Annotated in this window: 16 protein-coding genes; 2 read left to right on the top strand and 14 right to left on the bottom strand. The window is 80.2% G+C overall.

Annotated elements, in window-relative coordinates:
• Positions 1 to 42 precede the first annotated feature (42 nt).
• From D5H78_RS17010 to D5H78_RS16965, 10 genes are all read right to left on the bottom strand, one after another.
• The gene (locus D5H78_RS17010; protein WP_119951710.1) at positions 43 to 1,134 is read right to left on the bottom strand and encodes a glycosyltransferase family 4 protein; all 1,092 of its coding nucleotides are present in this window, start codon (positions 1,132 to 1,134) and stop codon (positions 43 to 45) included.
• Positions 1,131 to 2,813: a murein biosynthesis integral membrane protein MurJ gene (gene murJ, locus D5H78_RS17005; protein WP_119951709.1), complete on the bottom strand. Its 1,683-nt coding sequence runs from the start codon at positions 2,811 to 2,813 to the stop codon at positions 1,131 to 1,133. The genes D5H78_RS17010 and murJ overlap by 4 nt, the downstream gene beginning before the upstream one ends.
• 19 nt (positions 2,814 to 2,832) lie before the next feature.
• Positions 2,833 to 3,624 carry a hypothetical protein gene (locus D5H78_RS17000; RefSeq protein ID WP_218566734.1) on the bottom strand — a complete coding sequence of 264 codons (792 nt, stop codon included), beginning with the start codon at positions 3,622 to 3,624 and terminating at the stop codon, positions 2,833 to 2,835.
• Positions 3,625 to 3,728: 104 nt separating this feature from the next.
• Entirely contained in the window at positions 3,729 to 4,676 is a 948-nt protein-coding gene (locus D5H78_RS16995) for a copper transporter (RefSeq protein WP_119951708.1), read from the bottom strand.
• Positions 4,673 to 5,857, bottom strand: a complete 1,185-nt coding sequence (gene steA, locus D5H78_RS16990) for a putative cytokinetic ring protein SteA (RefSeq protein ID WP_119951707.1) — start codon at positions 5,855 to 5,857, stop codon at positions 4,673 to 4,675. The genes D5H78_RS16995 and steA overlap by 4 nt, the downstream gene beginning before the upstream one ends.
• Positions 5,858 to 6,073: 216 nt before the next feature.
• A complete protein-coding gene (gene recN, locus D5H78_RS16985) occupies positions 6,074 to 8,044 on the bottom strand; it encodes a DNA repair protein RecN (protein ID WP_119951706.1) in 1,971 nt (656 codons plus the stop codon).
• A gap of 10 nt (positions 8,045 to 8,054) precedes the next feature.
• Positions 8,055 to 9,023: an NAD kinase gene (locus tag D5H78_RS16980; protein ID WP_119951705.1), complete on the bottom strand. Its 969-nt coding sequence runs from the start codon at positions 9,021 to 9,023 to the stop codon at positions 8,055 to 8,057.
• The gene (locus D5H78_RS16975) at positions 9,020 to 9,829 is read right to left on the bottom strand and encodes a TlyA family RNA methyltransferase (RefSeq protein ID WP_119951704.1); all 810 of its coding nucleotides are present in this window, start codon (positions 9,827 to 9,829) and stop codon (positions 9,020 to 9,022) included. Before D5H78_RS16975 ends, D5H78_RS16980 begins: the two co-directional genes overlap by 4 nt.
• Positions 9,826 to 10,152: a hypothetical protein gene (locus D5H78_RS16970; protein ID WP_119951703.1), complete on the bottom strand. Its 327-nt coding sequence runs from the start codon at positions 10,150 to 10,152 to the stop codon at positions 9,826 to 9,828. Before D5H78_RS16970 ends, D5H78_RS16975 begins: the two co-directional genes overlap by 4 nt.
• Positions 10,149 to 11,837 carry a coiled-coil domain-containing protein gene (locus tag D5H78_RS16965; RefSeq protein ID WP_133412086.1) on the bottom strand — a complete coding sequence of 563 codons (1,689 nt, stop codon included), beginning with the start codon at positions 11,835 to 11,837 and terminating at the stop codon, positions 10,149 to 10,151. Before D5H78_RS16965 ends, D5H78_RS16970 begins: the two co-directional genes overlap by 4 nt.
• Before the next feature lie 209 nt (positions 11,838 to 12,046).
• Between D5H78_RS16965 and D5H78_RS16960 the strand changes: the two genes are divergently transcribed.
• A complete protein-coding gene (locus D5H78_RS16960) occupies positions 12,047 to 12,373 on the top strand; it encodes an SCP2 sterol-binding domain-containing protein (RefSeq protein WP_119951701.1) in 327 nt (108 codons plus the stop codon).
• Between the two features lie 102 nt (positions 12,374 to 12,475).
• On the opposite strand, the gene D5H78_RS16955 is transcribed toward D5H78_RS16960, so the two are convergent.
• Both D5H78_RS16955 and D5H78_RS16945 read right to left on the bottom strand, forming a co-directional pair.
• Positions 12,476 to 13,630: an HAD-IIA family hydrolase gene (locus D5H78_RS16955; protein ID WP_119951700.1), complete on the bottom strand. Its 1,155-nt coding sequence runs from the start codon at positions 13,628 to 13,630 to the stop codon at positions 12,476 to 12,478.
• Positions 13,631 to 13,790: 160 nt separating this feature from the next.
• Positions 13,791 to 14,219: a tetratricopeptide repeat protein gene (locus D5H78_RS16945; protein ID WP_119951699.1), complete on the bottom strand. Its 429-nt coding sequence runs from the start codon at positions 14,217 to 14,219 to the stop codon at positions 13,791 to 13,793.
• Positions 14,220 to 14,301: 82 nt separating this feature from the next.
• Here D5H78_RS16945 and D5H78_RS16940 point away from each other — a divergent pair, with 82 nt between their 5' ends.
• Positions 14,302 to 15,711 (top strand): DUF1015 domain-containing protein, encoded by a 1,410-nt coding sequence (locus D5H78_RS16940; protein ID WP_218566733.1) that lies wholly within the window; start codon positions 14,302 to 14,304, stop codon positions 15,709 to 15,711.
• 16 nt (positions 15,712 to 15,727) lie between these two features.
• Here D5H78_RS16940 and D5H78_RS16935 read toward each other — a convergent pair whose 3' ends face one another.
• A complete protein-coding gene (locus D5H78_RS16935) occupies positions 15,728 to 16,117 on the bottom strand; it encodes a single-stranded DNA-binding protein (RefSeq protein ID WP_119951698.1) in 390 nt (129 codons plus the stop codon).
• 131 nt (positions 16,118 to 16,248) lie between these two features.
• The gene (locus D5H78_RS16930; RefSeq protein ID WP_133412085.1) at positions 16,249 to 17,328 is read right to left on the bottom strand and encodes a tetratricopeptide repeat protein; all 1,080 of its coding nucleotides are present in this window, start codon (positions 17,326 to 17,328) and stop codon (positions 16,249 to 16,251) included.
• Positions 17,329 to 18,773: the final 1,445 nt, after the last annotated feature.

Below are 18,773 nucleotides of genomic sequence, written 5' to 3'. Positions count from 1 at the left end.
CGCCGGGGCCCCGCCCGCCGCGGCGGCCCCGCGCGCCGCGCGTCAGCCGCCGGCGAGCCCGCGGTACGCCCCCCGCAGCTGCCGGAGCACGGCCGCGCCGTCCGGCCAGCCGGCCGCCCGCTCCCGCCCGGCCGCCGCCAGGCGCTCCCGCTCGGCGGGGTCGTCGAGGAGCCGTACGACCCCCGCGGCGACCCCCCGCGCCACCTCGTCCCGCGGGCCCCACGGCACGAGGACGGCGGCGTCGCCGACGAGGTCCGGCACGCCGCCGACCGCCGTGGCGACGAGCGGCGTCCCCGCCCGCAGCGCCTCCTGGGCGACGAGGGCCCGGGCCTCCCAGGCGCTGGTGAGCACGGCGACGTCGGCGGCCGCGAGGAGGTCGGCCACGTCGTCGCGGTGCCCGAGGAAGCGTACCGGCGCCCCGGCGGCGTCGGCCCGGGCCTGCCACGCCCCGCGGTCCGGCCCCTCCCCCGCGACCGCGACGAGCGGCGTCGGGTCGCGGGCCGCCCAGGTCGCGGCGGCGGCGAGGAGCACGTCGTACGCCTTCTGCGGCGCCACCCGCCCGACGGCGAGCACGAGCGGGCGGTCGCCGAGGCCGAGCCCCGCGCGCACCGCGGCCGCGTCCCGGCGGGGGGCGGGCAGCGGCGGCGCGGCGACGGGGGCCAGGCGCGCGTCGCGCGCGCCGAGCGCACGGGCCCGCTCGACCAGGTCGGAGGACGCGCCGAGCGTGAGGTCGGCGCCGCGGGCGACGAGCCGCTCGAGCCCGGCGAGCACGAGCCGCTGCGGGCCGCTGCCGAGCACCGCGTTGTGCCAGGTCACGACCAGCGGGCGGGCCCCGGCGAGGACCGCGAGGGCCCCGGCGCGCAGCCCGTGCGCGTGCACGACGTCGGGCCGCTCGGCGGCGAGCACCGCCCGCAGCCGGCGGACGCTGCGCAGGTCGGCGACCGGGCGCGGCGCGCTGGACACCTCGACCGGGGCGAAGCGCGCCCCGGTCGCGCGGAAGCCGAACTGCTCCTGCGTGGCGGCGGGCCCGGCGACGAGCACCTCGTCGCCGGCGGCCACCAGCCCGGCGGCGAGGGACCGCACGTGCTGCCCGACGCCGCCGGTGCTCGTGCCGAGGACGAGGGTGGTCTTCACGCGGGACCTCCGGGGTCGGTGGGTGCGCCGGGGCGGGTCGCAGCGGCCTCCGCGGTGGGGGCGGGGGTGCGCGTGCGGCGCAGCAGCCGGGCGAGCAGGGGGCGCAGGTCGTCGCCGTCGAGGAGCAGGACGGCGCCGGCCGCGACGAGCGCGGCGGCGCCGCCGGCGGCGGCCGCCTCGACCGCGCTGAGGACCGGCCCCGCCGCGGGCAGCGCCGCGCCGAGCCCGGCGGCGACGCCGGCGCCGGCGGCGGCGCCCGGGACGGCGCCCGCGAGCCCGGCCGCGCCGGCCCGCACCGCGCCGGCCGTGGCGGCGGTCCCGCCGGCCGCGCGCAGCGACCGCAGCAGCAGCGCACCGGCGAGGAGCATGCCCGCGGAGGTGGCCGCACCGACGCCGGTGGCGGTCCAGCCCCCGGGCAGGAGCGCGCCGCCGAGGATCGACCCGGCGGCCGCGACCCCCCAGCCGGCGACCGTGCCGCGCGCGGCGGCGCCGCCGCGGCCGGCGGCGGACAGCGCCCGGCCCAGGTGCGCGACGAGCGCCTGCCCCGCCAGCCCGGGTGCGAAGGCGACGAGCGCCCATGCCATCGTCCAGGCGGGCTCGACGCCGAAGACGCGCGCGGTGGGGGCGGCCGCGGCGACGAGCACGGCGCTGCCCAGCAGCGACACGAGGAGCACCGCGCGGGTCGTGGCAGCAGCCGTGCCGGCGAAGGCGGCTCGGTCGCCGCGCCCCGCCTGCTCGGACAGGGCGGAGAAGCTGGCGGTGGCGATGGGCACGGCCAGCACGGCGTACGGCAGCAGGTAGACCGCCCACGCGTAGGTGTAGACGTTGATCGCACCGGGGTCGTCGCGGGCGGCGACGAGCACCGCGAGCGTGGCCACCTGCTGGGCGACGAGCCCGGCGAGCCCCGCCCCGGCGAGGGTACGGGCCCGGCGGGCCGCCCCGGGCGGGAAGCGCAGCGCGGGGCGCAGCCGCTCGCGCACGAGCACCGGGACGAGGCTGGTGAGCGCGAGCACGGCCACCCCGCCGGTCGTGCCGAGGGAGAGCCAGAGCAGCGCACCGGCCGGCACCGCGTCGAGGTCGTCCCGGCTGCCGGCGTACGTCGCCTGGAACCCGAGGTAGGCGCCGACGACCACCAGGCTCGACAGCAGCGGGGCCAGCGCCGGGGCGAGGAAGCGCCGCCGGGCGTTGAGGACCCCGCTGGCCACCACCGCGACCCCGTACAGGGCGACCTGCGGGGCGAAGACCACGAAGAACCCCGCGGCCACCCGGGCGCTGTCCCCCGCGCCGCAGGCGCCGTCGCCGCCGGTGAGCAGGCGCATGAGCGGCCCGGCGGCCAGCGCCCCCAGCGCGGCCAGCGGCACGAGGACGAGCAGCGCCCACGTGAGCAGGGCCGAGGCCGCGCGGCGGGCGGCGTCCTCGTCGCCGCGGGCCGCGGCGCCGGCCACGAGCGGGACGACGCTCACCGCGAGCGCGCCGCCCGCGACCACCTCGAAGACGATGTTGGGCAGCATGTTCGCCGTCTGGTACGCCGTGGCCAGGCAGCTCGTCCCGTCCGGGGCGCCGACCGTGCGGCTGAACACCAGCCACCGGCCGAACCCCGTGACCCGCGCCAGCAGGGTGACGGCGGCGATGAGGGCGGCGCCGGCGGCGACCCCGCGGGCGGCGCGCGCGGCGCTCACGGGCGCGGGCCGGCCGGGCTCACCGCGCGGCGCGGCCGAGGCCGTCGAGCTCGCGCAGGCCCGGTGTGCGCTCGATGACCGCGGTGAAGCTGACCCGCTCGCTCGCCACGGTCAGCGCGGCGATGCCGGCGAGGTGCGCGGCGAGGACGGGGCGGCTGGTGGCGGCGGCGATGCCGACCCCGACGAGCGCGCCGAGGGCGTTGGCCCCGCAGTCGCCGAGCATGGACCGGGCCCGCAGGTCGGGCACGAGCAGCGCGGCCGTCGCGCCGACCGGACCCGCGAGCAGGTCCCCGGCGGCGCCGGGGCGGGCCAGCGCGGGGGCGCACAGGAGCAGCACCGCCTTGCCGGCGCGTCCCGGGCGCAGGTCGAGCAGGTTGACGAGGTTGGCCGCGCCCGCGACGACCCCGCCGGCCAGCAGCGCGTCGAGCGGGTCGCGGCGCACGAGCGCGCCCGCCGTGAGGCCGGCCGCGCCGAGGCCGACGACCTTCAGCGCGCCGGTCGTCACCTCGCCGCGGCGCAGCGCGCCGAGGTGCCCCCGCAGCCCGCGGGCGTCGGCGGAGCCGGCCACGTCGTCCCAGGCGCCGAGCACCGCGCCGGCGCCGGTCGCCAGGGCGGCGGCGGCGCGCAGGCGCGGCGGTCCGGGCACGGTCGCGGCGCAGGCCAGCGCCGCGGCGGCCACGGCGGGGCCCTCGAGCAGCGTCACGGGGTGCCCGGCGTGGTTGGTGCGGGCGAAGCGCCCCGCGCGGTCGAGCCGGACCAGTCCGGCGTACGCCCCGGCGCCGGCCCCGGCGCCGAGCAGGGCCGCCGCCACGCGCCCGGCGGCCCCGAGGCCGGGACGACCCGACGTCGCCGCGGCAGCTGCGCGGGCTGCGCGGGCTGCGCGGCCGGCGAGCCGCCCCGTCGTGCCCGGCCTGCTCACGGGGCGTCGGCGAGCTCGGGCAGCACCTCGTCGGCCTCGGCGCCGTAGCCGTAGGCCCCGGTCGCGCCCTCGGCCTCGGCGTCGAGGGCGAGGACCGCGCTGAGCCGCCCGGCCGCGCTGTCGGCGGTGTCCACCGTCGACACGCTGCCCTCGGTCGCCCCCTCGGTGCGCACCTCGCGCACGAGCCCGCCCTCGGAGTTGGCGCTCTGGGTGCCGGCGACGACGGTGCCGGCGCCCTGGCGGTCGAGGGCGGCGACGAGGTCGACCAGCCCGCCGGTCTGCACGCCCGCGACCGCCGCGTCCTCCGGCGCGGGCGCGGCGACGACGAGCGCCAGCCCCGCGCGCTCGGACGGCGTGCCGTCGACGGTGAGGTGCCCGAGCTCCTCCAGCCCGGTCAGCAGCGCCTGCGCGCCGGGGTCGCTCTGCGGGTCGTCCCGGGGCGAGCGGGTGACCAGGGCGCTGGCCAGGACCGTGTCCATGCGCTCGCGGGCGTCGGAGTCCTCGGGGAACGTCGTGCCCGGCAGGACGAGGCGGCTGGTGACCTCGTCGAGCTCCTCCTCGTTGGCGGGGTCGAGCCACGTGTCGACGACGCCGACGGTGCCGGTGACCGTGCCCCCGGCGGCGGCGACGGCCTCCCCCAGCTCCTGCGCGACCTCCGGGTCGGCGCCGGGCGCGGTGACGAGGACGACGCGCCGGCCCGCCAGGCGACCGTCGGTGACGCCCGCGCCGAGGGCGGCGACGACGTCCTCCTGGTACGCCACGCGCTGCTCGGTGAGCCGCAGCTCCTCCTGCAGGTCGTTGCGCTGCTCGCGCAGCTGGTCCGCCTGCTGGCTGATGGTGTTGTCGATGGGCTCGCGCAGCGGCCCGGAGCCGAGCACGATGCCCACCGCCAGCGCCATGAAGATGGCGATGATCGAGACGAGGTGGTAGCGGAAGTCGATCACGAGAAGAGCCCCTGCAGCCAGAAGGTGAAGCTGTCCCAGTAGCTGCGGAGCAGGTCCAGCACGGTCTGCCCGTTCGGCGTGGCGGCCACGGCGACGAGGAGGGTCAGGAGCCCGGCGAGCACGAGCAGCACGAGCTGCCAGGTGGAGATGCGGCTGCGGTAGAGCCGGCTCACGCCCTTGGCGTCGACGAGCTTGCCGCCGACGCGCAGGCGGGTGAGGAACGTGCTGGCCATGCCCGCACGCCCCTTGTCGAGGAACTCCACGAGGGTGTTGTGGGTGCCGACGGCGACGATGATCTCGGCGCCCTTGTCGTCGGCGAGGAGCATCGCGACGTCCTCGCTGGTGCCCGTCGCGGGGAACACGACGCTCTCCAGGCCCATGGCCTCGAGGCGGGACAGGCCCGGCGCGCGCCCGTCCCGGTACGCGTGCACCACCAGCTCCGCCCCGCTGCGCAGCGTGCCGTCCGCGACGGAGTCCATGTCGCCCACGATCATGTCCGGCGGGTAGCCCGCCTCCAGCAGCGCGTCGGCCCCGCCGTCCACCCCGATCATCACGGGGCGGTACTCGCGGATGTAGGGCCGCAGGGCCTGCAGGTCCTCCTTGTAGTGGTAGCCGCGCACGACGACCAGCGCGTGGCGCCCCTCGAGCTGGGTCCGCACGTCGGGGACGCCGACGCCGTCGAGCAGCAGCTCCCGCTCGCGGCGCAGGTAGTCCATGGTGTTGCCGGCGAAGGCCTCGAGCTGCACGGCGAGCCCGGCGCGGGCCTCCTCCATCGCCCGGGCGACGGTCTCGGTGCTCTGGCGGGCGCCGCGCGCCACGACGGCCTCGCCGTGGAACAGGGTGTCCTCGTCGAGCCGGACGACGTCGCCCTCCTGCAGGGCGTGCATGACGTCGGGCCCCACGCCGTCGAGCAGCGGGATGCCGGCCTCGACGAGGATCTCCGGGCCGAGGTTGGGGTAGCGCCCGCTGATGCTCGGCGCCACGTTGACGACGGCGCCGGCCCGGCAGGCCACGAGCGCCTCGGCGCTGACCCGGTCGAGGTCGATGTGGTCGATGACCGCGACGTCGCCCGGCTGCAGCCGCTTGGTGAGCGCCTTCGTGCGTCGGTCCAGGCGGGCGACCCCGTGGACCCCCGGGTCGTCGGTGGTGCTCTGCCGCCTGCGCATGGTCGCGATCCTCATCGCCGTCATCCTCTCAGAGCAAGCGGTACGCCCCCGGTCACGCCGCGCCCGGCGCGTGTCGCAGGCGCCACGCCCCGCGATCCCCTCCCCCTCGCCGCCCAGGACCCGCTGGGCACCCGGGGCCGGGGACCCGGTGCCGGCCTCAGCCGTGGCCGGGCACCCGAGGGTCGGGCACCCGGGGGCCGGGCACCCGGGGCCGGGGACCCGGGGCCGGCCTCAGCCGGTCCGCCGCGCCGCCGGACGCCTGGTCCGGCCCGCGCCGCCGGCCCGGCGCCCGGCGCCGGCGGTGCCCCGCCCGCCGGCGCCGTCCGTGCCCGCGCGGGCCGAGCGCAGCAGCTCCTCAGCGTGCGCCACGGCGGTCTCACTGCCCTCGAGGCCGGCGAGCATGCGCGAGAGCTCGAGCACGCGCGCCCCGTCGTCGAGGGCGACGACCCCGGTGCGCGTGACCGAGCCGTCGTCGGTCTTCACCACGCGCAGGTGCCGGTCGGCGAACGCGGCGACCTGGGGCAGGTGCGTCACGACGAGCACCTGCGCGCTGCGGGCGAGCACCGCGAGCCGGCGCCCGATCTCCACCGCGGCCGCGCCGCCGACGCCCGCGTCGACCTCGTCGAACACGAAGGTCGGCACGGGGTCCGCGCCGGCGAAGACCACCTCGACGGCGAGCATCACCCGGGACAGCTCACCGCCGGACGCCCCGCGGTGCAGCGGCAGCGGCTGCGCGCCGGGGTGGGGCGCGAGGAGCAGGGCCACGTCGTCGACGCCGTGCGGGCCCGCCACGAGCGGCCGCGGTCCGTCCGGCCCGGGCACGTCGAGCACGTCGACCCCCGCCGCCCCGCTCGCCGCGCCGGACGCACCGGACGCACCGGACGCACCGGACGCACCGGACGCACCGGACGCACCGGACGCATCGGACGCACCGGACGCATCGGACGCACCGGACGCACCGGACGCGCCCCTGGGAGCCTCGGCCTGGGTCACCTGGACGACCACGCGGGCGTGCGGCATCGCGAGGGCGCCGAGCTCGGCGGTGACGGCGTCGGCCAGGCGCCCCGCCGCAGCGGTGCGCGCGGCGGAGAGCTCGGCGGCCAGGCGCCCGAGGTCGGACGCGAGCCCGGCCTCCTCCTGGCGCAGCGCGTCGAGGCGCTCGTCGGAGCCGTCGAGCTCGAGCAGGCGGCGACCGGCGCGCTCGGCCCAGGCGAGCACGGCGTCGACGTCCTCGCCGTACTTGCGGGTGAGCGCGCCCAGCGCCGCGCGCCGCTCCTGCACCGCGGCGAGGCGCGCCGGGTCGGCGTCCACGCCCTCGGCGTAGGACGCGAGGTCCGCGGCCACGTCGGCCAGCAGGTAGGACACCTCGCCCAGCCGCTGGCCCAGCGCGGCGAGGGCGGGGTCGTGCTCGCCCGCCTGCTCCGCGGCGCGGCGGGCGCCGGCGACGAGGCCGACCGCGTCGACGGCGTCGGGCGCCACCGGGTCGCCGAGCAGCGCGGCGTGCGCGGACGCCGCCGCCTGGCGCAGCGCGTCGGCGTGCGCGAGGCGCTGGTCCTCCGCGGCGAGCTCGGCGTCCTCGCCCGGCTGCGGCGCGACCTGCTCGACCTCCGCGAGGCCGAACCGCAGCAGGTCGGCCTCCTGCGCCCGCTCGCGTCCGCGCGTCGTCAGCTCCTCGAGCTCGCGGCGCACCGCGCGCAGCCGGCCGTAGGCCGTCTGCCACCGCGCGAGCAGGTCCGCGACGCCCGCCCCGGCGAAGCGGTCGAGCGCGGCGCGCTGGCGGGAGGGGCGCAGCAGCCGGCGCTGGTCGTCCTGCCCGTGGACCGCGACGAGCTCCTCCCCGAGCTCGCCCAGCACCGCGAGGGGGACGGCGCGCCCCCCGACGTGCCCGCGGCTGCGGCCCTCCGCGGAGACCGTGCGCGCCACGAGCAGGCGCCCGTCGTCGAGCTCGCCGCCGGCCTCCTGGGCGCGCGCGAGCGCGGGGTGCCCGGCGGGCACGGCCACGCAGCCCTCGACCACCGCTGCGCGCGCCCCCGAGCGCACCCGTGCGGCGTCGCCCTTGCCGCCCAGCAGCAGGCCGAGGCCCGTCACGACCATCGTCTTGCCCGCGCCCGTCTCGCCGGTGAGGACGGTGAGGCCCGGGGACAGCTCGATCTCGGCATCGTCGATGACGCCGAGGTCGCGGATCCGCAGGAGCTCCAGCACGGGCGTGACCCTACGCGGGCGGTCCGACAGGTCCGGGCGGAGCGGCACCGGGCTGTGGACCGCCGGCGGGCGGGCGCCCCCGGCCGCGCCACCCCTCCACCGGCAGGTCGAACTTGGCGACCAGCCGGTCGGTGAACGGGTCGCGGTGCAGGCGGACCAGCCGCACGGGGTCCGCCGACCGGCGCACCTCCACCCGCGCCCCCGGCGGCAGGTCGATGCTGCGGCGCCCGTCGCACAGCAGCGTGCCGCCGATGCGGCTCTCGGCGAGCAGCTCGACCGCGAGGACGCTGTCCGGCGCCGTGACGAGCGGGCGGGCGAAGAGCGCGTGCGCGCTGAGCGGCACGAGGAGCATCGCCTCGACCTCCGGCCAGACGACCGGACCGCCCGCCGAGAAGGCGTACGCGGTCGAGCCGGTCGGCGTCGCGCACAGGACGCCGTCGCAGCCCCAGCGCGACAGGGGCCGCCCGTCGACCTCGACGACCACCTCGAGGATGCGCTGGCGGCTCGCCTTCTCGACCGAGGCCTCGTTGAGCGCCCAGGTGCGCTCGACGCGGCCGTCGTACCGGACGAGCACGTCGAGGGCCAGGCGCTCCTGGACCTCGTACCGGCCGTCGAGCACCGCCTCCACGGCCGCGCCCAGGTCGTCGCGCTCGGCCTCGGCGAGGAAGCCCACGTGGCCCAGGTTGACGCCGAGCACGGGCGTGCGGGTGGGGCGCGCCGCCTCGGCCGCCCGCAGGAACGTGCCGTCCCCGCCGAGGGACAGCACGAGCTCGCAGCCCTCCGCGGCAGCGGGCCCCGGCTGCACCACGCGCGCGCCCTCGAGGCGCGGCGCGTCCGGCAGGTCGGGCGCGTCCGCCTCGTCGGCCAGGACCCGTACGTCCACCCCGCCGGCGGTCAGGGCGGCGACGGCGCCCTCCGCGTCGCGGGCCCCGCCGGCGCGCTGGCTGTGCAGCACGAGGAGCACCGAGCGCCCGCTCACGACGGGCCCTCCCGCACCGCGCGGCGCAGGTCGTCCTCGGCGAGCGCGCCGGCGTCGCGGCGCAGCCAGAGGAAGTACTCCACGTTGCCCGACGGCCCCGGCAGCGGGCTGGCCACGACGCCGGCGGCGCCCAGGCCCAGCGCCGCGGCCGCCGCCCCGACGTCGCGCACCGCGTCGGCCCGCAGCTGCGGGTCGCGCACCACGCCGCCCTGCCCGAGGCGCTCGCGGCCGACTTCGAACTGCGGCTTCACCATGAGGGCCAGGTCCGCGTCGGCGCCCGGCGCGCACGCCGCGAGCGCCGGGAGGACGAGGCGCAGCGAGATGAACGACAGGTCGGCCACCACGACGTCGACCGGCCCGCCGACGTGCTCCGGGGTGAGGTCGCGGACGTTGGTGCGGTCGTGCACCTGCACCCGCTCGTCCGTGCGCAGCGCCCACGCCAGCTGGCCGTAGCCCACGTCGACCGCCACCACCTGCGCGGCGCCCCGGCGCAGCAGCACGTCGGTGAACCCGCCCGTCGAGGCGCCGGCGTCCAGGCACCGCCGGCCCTCGACCCGCAGCCCCCGCGGGCCGAACGCGTCCAGCGCGCCGGCGAGCTTGTGGCCGCCGCGCGAGGCGTAGCCGGGGTCGCCGTCGTCGTCGGCCACCGCGACCGGCGCCCCGACCTCGACCTGCGTCGCCGGCTTGGTCGCGCGCTGCCCGCCCACCGTGACCCGGCCCTGCTCGACGAGGGAGCTGGCGTGCTCGCGGGAGCGGGCCATGCCGCGGCGCACGAGCTCCGCGTCGAGCCGTACCCGGCGGGTCACTCGCCGGGCGCCGGGGAGGACGGGCGGGCGAGCACGTCCTCGAGCGCCCGGTGCACGTCCGCGAACACCTCGGGGTGGTCGTCCACCGCCAGCGCGTCGAGGTCGGCGAGGCGCTCGAGCGCCGAGTCCACGGCCGGTACGCCCGACGGCTCCCCCGACGGCTCCCCCGACGGCTCCCCCGACGGCTCTCCCGACAGCTCCTGGGGCGGGGCGTCCGTCGCGCCCGTCGCCCGGTGCGGCGGCGCGGCACCGCGGACCGGCGCCGGGGGCCGCGGTACGGGCCCCGGGCCCGGCACCGGCCGGGGCAGGGGGCGCTCGCTCACGCGCCGTCCCCCGTGGCGTCGCCGCCACCGGCGGGGCGGCGGGTGGCCTCAGCGCGGCGGCGGGCCGCAGCGCTCGCGGGCGCCTTGCGCGCGGCGGCCTCGCGCGCGGCGTCGCGCGCCGCAGCGCGGCGCCCCGCGGACTCCCCGGCGCCGCTGCCCCCTGCGGGGGCCTCGTGCGGGGTCGCCCCAGCGGCAGCGCCCTCGGAGGTGCCGTCTGGCGTCGTCGCCCGTTCGCCGGTCGTCGTGGTCGCAGCCGCCTTCGTCGCCGTCGCCTTCCTGGCGGTCGCCTTCTCCGCCGTCGCCTTCGTGGCGGCCGCCTTCTTCGTGGGCGCCTTCTTGGCGGGCGCCTTCTTCGTGGGCGCCTTCTTCGTGGGCGCCTTCCCGGCGGGCGCCTTCCCGGGCGCGTCCCCGGCCGCAGCAGCCTGCGTCGTCGCCCCGGCCGCCTCGGTCGCGGCCGGCTCGGTCCCGGTCGCCCCCGTCGCCGTGCCCTTCCTCGCGGTGGCCTTCTTCGCGGTGGCCTTCGTCGCGGTGGCCTTCGTCGCGGTGGCCTTCTTCGCTCTGGCCCTCTTCGCGGGCGCCGTCGTCACGGGTGCCTCCGTCACGGGCGCCTCCGCCGCGGGGCCCTTCGTCGCGGGGGTCCGCGGACCCGCCCCCGGCTCGGGGGCCTCCTGCGGGCCGGCCTCCTGCGGAGCCGGCGCCTGGGCCCGGTCCTCCTCCCCGCGGCTCGCGGGCAGGAGCTCGCCCTGCCCGGTCGCGCCGCCGCGGCGGGCCGTCGAGGCGCGTCGGGCCGCCGCCTTGCGGGCCGCGTCCTCGCGTGCGGCCTCCCGGGCCGCCGCGCGACGGCCGTCCCCGGCGGCGGGACCGTCTCCCGCCCCGCCGTCGCCGAGCCCGGCGGCCGAGGCCGTGGTGCGCGCGGCGGTCCCTGCGGCCACGGCCGGCCCCGCGGGCCGCTCGACGTCCACCGGCGGTACCTCCGGGGCGCCGGCCGCCCGGGACCTCTTGCCCTGCAGCACGGCGGCGCCGGACGCCGAGCCCTGCTGCTGGTCCACGGCCCGGCGGCGCGTCTCGCCCTGGGCGCGCGCGAGGTCGTCGGGCGGCGCCGTGCGCGCGACCGTCCGCCGCGTGACGGTGGCGACCACCGGCGTGCCCTCGTACGACCCCACCGCCGACCCGGCCCCCGCGCCGTCGCCCGGCTCCCCCGCCCGCGTGCCGGTGCCGGTGCCGGTGCCGGTCGTGGTACCTGTCGTGGTGCCGGCCTGGCCGCCGGCGGTGCCGCCCTCCGGCGCCTGGCCCTCGTCGGGGCCCGCCGCCGTGGCGGGCGCCCCGCCGGAGCGCGGCGCCAGCCGGGCCTCGAGGTCGCGCAGCCGGCGCTCGAGCTGCTCCGCGCGCCCGAGCGCCCGGGCGAGCTCCTCCGCGGTCACCAGCCCGAGCCGCGCCACCTGCCGCTCGACCTCGCCGGCGACGAGCCCCACGACGAGGTCGCGGTTGGCGCGGCTCGTCGCGAGCGCGTCCTCGAGCAGGCCGGCCACCTGGCCCTTGACCTCGTCCGGCAGGAGCGCGGCGACGCCCTGCTCGCCCTGCTCGGCGAGCTGGCGCACCGCCTCGACGGCGCGCTGGCGGGGTCCTTCGGTGAGGCCGGACGCGATCTGCACGTAGCCGCGCAACCCGTCGATGAGCGTTGACATCTCGCTGGTGACCTTCCGTCCGGGCGCCGTGCTGCAGGGGTCGCCGCGGCCACGCGCGGCTGGCACCGCCCGTCGCCCCACCGACCCGAAGGGCCGTACCCCCGGCGCACGACGGGCAAGCGCCCGTCCCGCGCGCGGGTCGTCCCCCGCACGCTACCGGTGCCCGTCCCGCGCTGCGCTACCGTCGCGACCCGACGGAAGGAGCCGGAGTGGCGAGCGTGCAGGAGTGCGAGGCGGCGATCGAGCGGCTCTCGCAGACCCTCGGCGGGCGCGAGCAGGCGAGCGGCCTCGACCGCAGCCTCAGCTTCCGCGCGACGGACCTCGACGTGACGTGGACCGGCCGGCTGCACGACGGGCGCCTGGACGACCTGACCCGGGAGGACCGGCCGCGGGCGCAGATCCGCCTGGCCGCCACCAGCGACGACCTCGTGGCGCTGACGTCGGGCAGCCTCGGCTTCGCGGGCGCCTGGGCCTCCGGCCGGCTGAAGGTCGACGCCGGGGTCATGGACCTGCTCAAGCTGCGCAGCCTGCTCTAGGCCCTGCGCCGCCGGCCCTCCCGGCCCGAGCCCGGGACCCGCCCGGCACCGGGCGCAGGTCCGGGACCGGGCGCGCCCACGCCCCCGCCCGAGGACCCGCCCTCAGCCCTCGTCCGGCACCGCGTCCCCGAGCGCCTCGACCGCGGCGAGCGCCGAGCGCCCGTCCACCGCCGGGGCGACCCGCTCCAGCGCGTCGAGCGCCTCCTGCAGCAGGACCTCGCCCTCGTGCGCCCAGCGCGCGGCGCACGCGGCGCGCAGCGCGTCCCACCCGTCCCCGCCGGGACGCTCCTCACCGGCGGGCTGCACGGCCAGGGACGGGCCCCCGGCGGCACCTCCCGTCCCCACCGCGGCGCGCCAGCCGCCGCACCACCACGCGCCGTCCCGCTGCTCCACGTCGGGGTGCTCGACCAGCAGGCCCCCGAGGTCCCCCGCGAGGTACGTGGGCCGCTCCCCCGGGGCCGCGGCCAGCAGCCGCGCCGCGTCGCTGACCCCGGTGAGGACCGCCAGCGAGGGCAGCCCCGCCCGGACGGCGCAGGCGATGTCGGTGTCGAGCCGGTCCCCGACGACGAGCGCGCTGCGGCTGCCGGTGCGCGCCAGCGCCGCGTCCACGAGCGCCCGCTCGGGCTTGCCGGCGACGCGGGGGTCGACGTGGACGGCCGCGCGCACGGCCGCGACGAGCGAGCCGTTCCCCGGCGCCACGCCGCGGTCGGTGGGGATCGACAGGTCGAGGTTCGTCGCGACCCAGGGCAGTCCGGCCTGCACGCCGTACGCCGCCTCCGCCAGCTGCGCCCAGCCCACCGAGGGGTGGAACCCCTGCACCACCGCCCGCGGACCGTCGTCGAGGCTCCGCACCGGGACGAGGCCCTCGTCGCGCAGCGCGACCTCGAGGCCCTCCCCGCCGACGACGAGCACCGCGTCCCCGGCACGCAGCTCGCTGGCGAGCAGCGCCGCGGCCGCCTGGGCCGACGTCACCACGTCGTCGGCGGTCGCGGGCAGGCCCATGCCGGCGAGGAGCTCCGCGGTCGCCGCGGCCGTGCGCGAGGCGTTGTTCGTCAGGTAGCAGCACCGGACCCCGCGGCCCTGCAGGGCGCCGACGACCTCCGGGGCGCCCGGCACCGGGCGCGGCCCGGTGTAGACCGTCCCGTCGAGGTCGAGGAGCAGCGCGTCGAGCGCCTCGTGCAGCGGCCCCCGGGTGCCCCGGAGCGGCCGGTCCTGGCCGCCGACCCCGTCATGACCGCCCTGCGCACGCTGCTCCACCGCTCGTCCTCCCGCTCGTCCCGCGGCGCGGCGCGTCCTCGCGCGCCCGCCCCTGCACCTCCGCCCCGGTCCCGCAGGTCCCGGTCCCGCAGGTCCCGGTCCCGCAGGTCCCGGCCCCGCCAGTCCCGGCCCCGCCAGTCCCGGCCCCGCAGGTCCCGGCTCAGTCGGGCCGCTCGCGGGCCCGCAGCGTGGCGCGCGCGTGCCGCAGCGCCTGCGCGTACTCCGCCCGGCCCGGACGCATCGCCACCGCGAGCGAGAGCTGGTCCACCGCCTCGTCCCAGCGGTCGAGGCGCGTCAGGCTCAGACCCAGCCCGAACCGTCCGTAGTCGTCGTCTGGGCGCAGCGCGACGAGCCGGCGGAACCCGTCGGCAGCGTCCGCGTAGCGCCCGGCGTCGTACAGCGCGCGGGCCAGGGCCTCCTGGATGCTCGCGGAGCCGGGCTCGGCCGCACCCGCGCGGGTCAGGAGCTCCGCGGCCGCCCCGGCGTCGCCGCGCTCGAGGAGCTCCGTGCCCCGGCGGAACCAGTCGTAGAGGTCCCCCGCGGGTGCGCCGCCCGGGCGGTCGCGGGGGTCGTCGGCCGGCTCGCGCACGGGGCCACGCTGCCACACGCCCCGCCCGCGGGTCGCACCCGGCGCGCAGGGGCGCCGCCGCCCCGCCCGTACGATCCCTCGCGTGCCGCGGCCCGACGACGCTCCCGCCGCGCCCGTCACCCGCCTGCCCGTCGGGCTCGACGTGCGCCCCTTCCTCGGCGTGCGGTACGACCCCGCCCGCGTGCACGACCTCGCCGCCGTGACCTCGCCGCCGTACGACGTGCTCGACCCGCCGGCGGTCCTGGCCCACGAGCTCCTCGAGCCGCACAACGCAGTGCGCCTCGTGCGCCCGCGCCAGGACGGCTGCGGCCCCGAGGGCCCGTACGCCCGGGCCGCCGCCCTGCTGCGGCGGTGGTTGGAGGAGGGCGTCCTGCGCACCGACGGCGAGGTGCTCTACGCGTACGAGCAGGGCACCCGCGGCGAGCCCGGCTGGCAGCGGGGCCTCCTGGCGGCGGTCGGCCTCGGGGCGCCGGGGCGCAGCGCGGTGGTGCCGCACGAGCAGGTCATGCCCGGCCCCGTCGAGGACCGTCTCACGCTCATGGACCGCACCGGGGCGAACCTCGAGCCGATCCTGCTGCTGCACGAGGGCGACCGGGGGGCGGGCGTCGTGGTGGAGGAGGCGCTCGAGCGGGCCGCCGCCGGCCCCGCGGACCTCGCGCTGCACGACGCCGCCGGGCGCGCCCACCGGCTGTGGGTGCTGCGCGACCCGGCCGTGCACGAGCGCCTCCGCGACGCGCTGCACCACCGAGGTGCGCTCATCGCGGACGGGCACCACCGCTGGGCGGCCTACGCGGCGCTCGCCGAGCGCCGGCGCGAGGGCGGCGACGGCGCGGGCAGCGCGGTCGCCGCGGGCGGTGCGGGCGGTGCGGGCAGGGCGGGCAGGGCGGGCAGGGCCTCGGGGGACCGGGGCCCCGAGGCGGGGTTGGCGCTGCTCGTGGACCCGGAGCGGTACCCGTTGCACCTCGGTGCCATCCACCGGACGGTGCGGGGACTCGACGCGGGGACGGCCGCTGCCGCGACGCCGCCCGAGCTCGCGGAGGTCGGCCCCTGGCGGCCCCTGCGCGGGGAGGACGTCCCGGCCGACGCGCTGGCCGTGCTCGTGGATCCCCGGCGCCAGGCAGCGGCGGCGCTGCGGCCGGGGCGGGGCCTCGCCGAGCACCTGGCGCGGCTGCTGCCCGGTGCGAGCACCGCCTACCGGGGCGTCCCGGCGACGGCGCTGCACCACGTCCTGCTGCCGGCGTGGGACGTCGCCGAGGCGGACGTGGCCTACCACCACGACGTCCCGTCGGCGCTGGACGACGCCGCGGCCGGCGCCGGGACGGCGGTGCTGCTGCCACCGACCACCCTCGACGCGGTCGTCGCGGTGGTCGCGGCGGGCGAGACGATGCCGCGCAAGTCCACGTCGTTCGGCCCGAAGCCGCTCACCGGGCTCGTCCTGCGGCTCCTCGCGCCGCGCCCGCTCCGCGACCACGCGGCCCGCAGCGACCGCTGAACCGCCCGCGGGGCGCTCACCGCTGCGCAGGGGCGCGCGACGGGCGGCGCAGGGCGAGCACCTCGACGCCGTACCTGCTCGATGCGCCGGCGGGCCCGCGCCAGAACCGCCGGCGCAGGGCGCCCTCGACCTCGAGCACCTCGTGCTGCCCCGCGGCGAGCGCGCGGCGGCGCAGGGCGGCGGTCCACGCGGTGCACTCGATGGTGTCGACGAGCGCGCGCGGTCCCGTGCGGCGCGCCGGCGCGGGCTCGCGGGGCACGACCAGCCGGAAGGTGGCGATCTCGTCCCCGCTCGGCAGCACGACGGCCTGCGCGGGCGCGGCCAGCCGGCCCTTGAGCCGGACCTCGTTGCGGGCGGGGCCCTCCGCCCCCTCGACCGCGTCGCCCCGCCGCTGCGTCGTCCCCATCCGCTCTCCTCGGCTCGCGTCCCCGTCCCGTGCTGCGGGACCGGGAGCAGCCTGGCGCGCCGGCGGCGGGCGCACCGGCCCCGCAGGGGCCCGCTGTGGACGGCGGGCCCCCGCGGCACCTGTGGACGGGCTCAGCCCCGAGGGTCGCGCGACGGGCTGTCGTCGTGCGCGCCCGCCTCGTCGGCATCCTGGTCCGCCCCGTCCTGCCCCGGCCGAGCAGGCGCCGGGGCAGCGTCGTCGCTGAAGAGCACCGGCGCGACGGCCGGCGCCGGCGCGGGAGCACCGGCTCCCTCGAGGTCGGGCTCGCCGGGCCGGTCGGCCTCGACCTCGGGCAGGCCCGCAGGGACCGCGGCCTCGTCGGCCTCGACCCCGGGCTCCTCGGTCTGCACCTCGGGCTCGTCCGGCTCGACGTACGCCGCGGGCTCGCCGCCGTCGGCCCGAGCAGCGGTCCCGGCGGGGTCGTCGGTGCGGCCGCTCGCAGCGGCCTCGTCCGGCCCGTCCTCCGGCCCGTCCTCCGGCCCGTCCTCCGGCCCGTCCTCCGGCCCGTCCTCCTCCTCGAGGTCGACGAAGACCAGCCCCTGGAGCTCGGCCAGGCGCTCGCCCGCGTCCGTCTCCTCGTCCCGGTCGACGGCGGCGGCGCGCTCGAACCAGGTCACGGCCTCGTCGCGCCGCCCCGCGGCCAGGAGCGCGTCCGCGTACGCGTAGCGCAGCCGGGCCGACCACGGCTCCGGGCGCGTGCTCGTGAGGTCGGGCCCCTGCAGGGTCACCACGGCGGCGTCGAGCTGGCCCATGTCGCGCCGCGCACCGGAGGCGACGATGCGCATCTCCACCTGCCCTGCGTGGTCGAGGCGGCCTGCCTCCGGCCCCGCGGCCAGCGCCAGGGCGCGCTCGGGCCGCCCGAGTCCGCGCTCGCAGTCCGCCATCACCGGCAGGTAGTCGTCCGACCCCGTGATGCGCCGGGCCGCGCGCAGCTCCGCCAGCGCCTCGGCGTAGTGGCCCGCGGCGTACGCGGCCAGCCCCGCCGCCTCACGCACCGAGCCCACCCGGCCCGCCGTGCGCTGGGCCGCCATGGCGTGCCCGTACGCGGCCTCGGGGTCGTCCTCGAGCAGCCGCGCGGCCATGGCGAGGCGTCGCGCGACGACGTCGGCGTTGAGGGACGACAGCGAGCGCAGCTCGGCCCGCACCTCGCGCGGGAGCTCGCTCGTGTCCACGTCGCTGGGCAGCGGCGGAGCCGGCGGCCCGCCGCGCACCGCCCGCTGCGGGCGCGAGGCGGCACCGACGGGACGGCTGCCCCCCGGTGCGCGGTCGCCGTCGCCGCGACGGCGCGTGCCGGCGGCCTGGCCCTCGCGGCGGTACGGGCGCTCGTCCCCCCGCGGCGCACGGGTGCCACCGCCGGCCCGGCCGCGCTCGGGACCACCGTCCGCGGCGCGGTCCTGGCGGGCTGCGCCCCGCCCGCGGTCGTCGTCACGTCCCGGCCGCCAGCCGCGCTCAGCACGAGGCGAACCCGCCGGACCCCGCGCAGCGGCACCCCGCTCTGCGCGGGCGGTCCACCCGGTGCGGTCCGTGCGCTCGGCGCGGTCCGTGCGCTCGGCCCGGTCCGTGCGGTCCGTGCGGCCCGTGCGGCGCGTACGGTCGACGCGGTCCGTGCGCTCGACGGGCCCGGTCCGTGCGGTCCGCTCAGCGCGGTCGGGGCGGCCGGTCCGCTCAGTGCGCCCCGCCCGGCCGCTCCGCTCGGTGCCGTCGGTGCGGTCCGTGCGGTACGCCGGCCGCCCGCCCGTCGTGCGACCGCCTCGAGGGTCGCGGTCGTCCTGGGCACGGGAGCGCGCCGAGGGCGCCCGTCCGGGCCGCTCCGCCCTCTCCTGCCGCCACGGGCGGGCCTCGTCCGCGCCGGAGCGGCGCGCCGGGCGCTCGCCCGCGACCGGACGGCTCGTCCGCGCCGGACGCTCGGACCGGGCGTCGCCTCCTGCGCGGCCGTAGCGCTCGGAGCGCTCGGGCCGGGCTGGGCGCGAGCCGGGGCCGGCCGCCCGGGCACGGTCGGATCGCTGCGGGCGGTCGTACCCCGCCCGACCCTCGGATCGCGACGCGCGCTCCGGCCGGCCGCGCCCGTCGCGAGCGGCGTCGTCCCCGCGCTGCGGCCGGTCCCAGGACGGGCGCGAGCCCGACGTACCGCCCCCTCGAGCGCTCCCCGCGCCGGCGCGAGGGGCGCCCGCACGGCCGGAGGCACCGGTCGGACGCTCACCCGCAGCACCCCGTCGGGCGCCCCCGCCGGTCCCCGCGCCCGAGGACCCCGGTCGCGACCCGCCCCGGGGACGACCGTCGCGGCCGGCGTCGTCCCGGCGGTCGCCGCGCCCTCCGGCCCCGCCGGGACCGCCAGCGCGTCCCTGCCGCGGACCACCACGCCCACGGTCACCGTCGCCGCGGGGGATCCTGCGCTCGTCGCTCATCTGGTCCTGCTCTCGTCTCGTCTCACGCTGCGGCCTCGAGGGTGCCAGGTCGGCGCCACGACGCCAGGTGCCGGTCCCCCGACCTCACCGCGCTCCGCCCGGCGCTCACGACGACCTGCGCCGGTCGTGGCCCTGGGCCGCCGTTCAGAGGGGAATGCAGGAAGGGCCGGTACCGGGTCCGGTACCACACCGCGTGCGCGGGGTGGCACCGA

The organism is Vallicoccus soli, assembly GCF_003594885.1.
Lineage (GTDB): Bacteria > Actinomycetota > Actinomycetes > Motilibacterales > Motilibacteraceae > Vallicoccus > Vallicoccus soli.
The sequence above is the reverse complement of the archived record's forward strand: the minus strand, read 5'-3'. Positions and strand labels throughout refer to the sequence as shown.

What these genes read in the sequence shown, in the direction of transcription:
- steA (WP_119951707.1), bottom strand. Translation starts at nt 5,857, where the DNA reads ATGAGGATCGCGACCATGCGCAGGCGGCAGAGCACCACCGACGACCCG.
- D5H78_RS16965 (WP_133412086.1), bottom strand. Translation starts at nt 11,837, where the DNA reads ATGTCAACGCTCATCGACGGGTTGCGCGGCTACGTGCAGATCGCGTCC.
- D5H78_RS16935 (WP_119951698.1), bottom strand. Translation starts at nt 16,117, where the DNA reads ATGGGGACGACGCAGCGGCGGGGCGACGCGGTCGAGGGGGCGGAGGGC.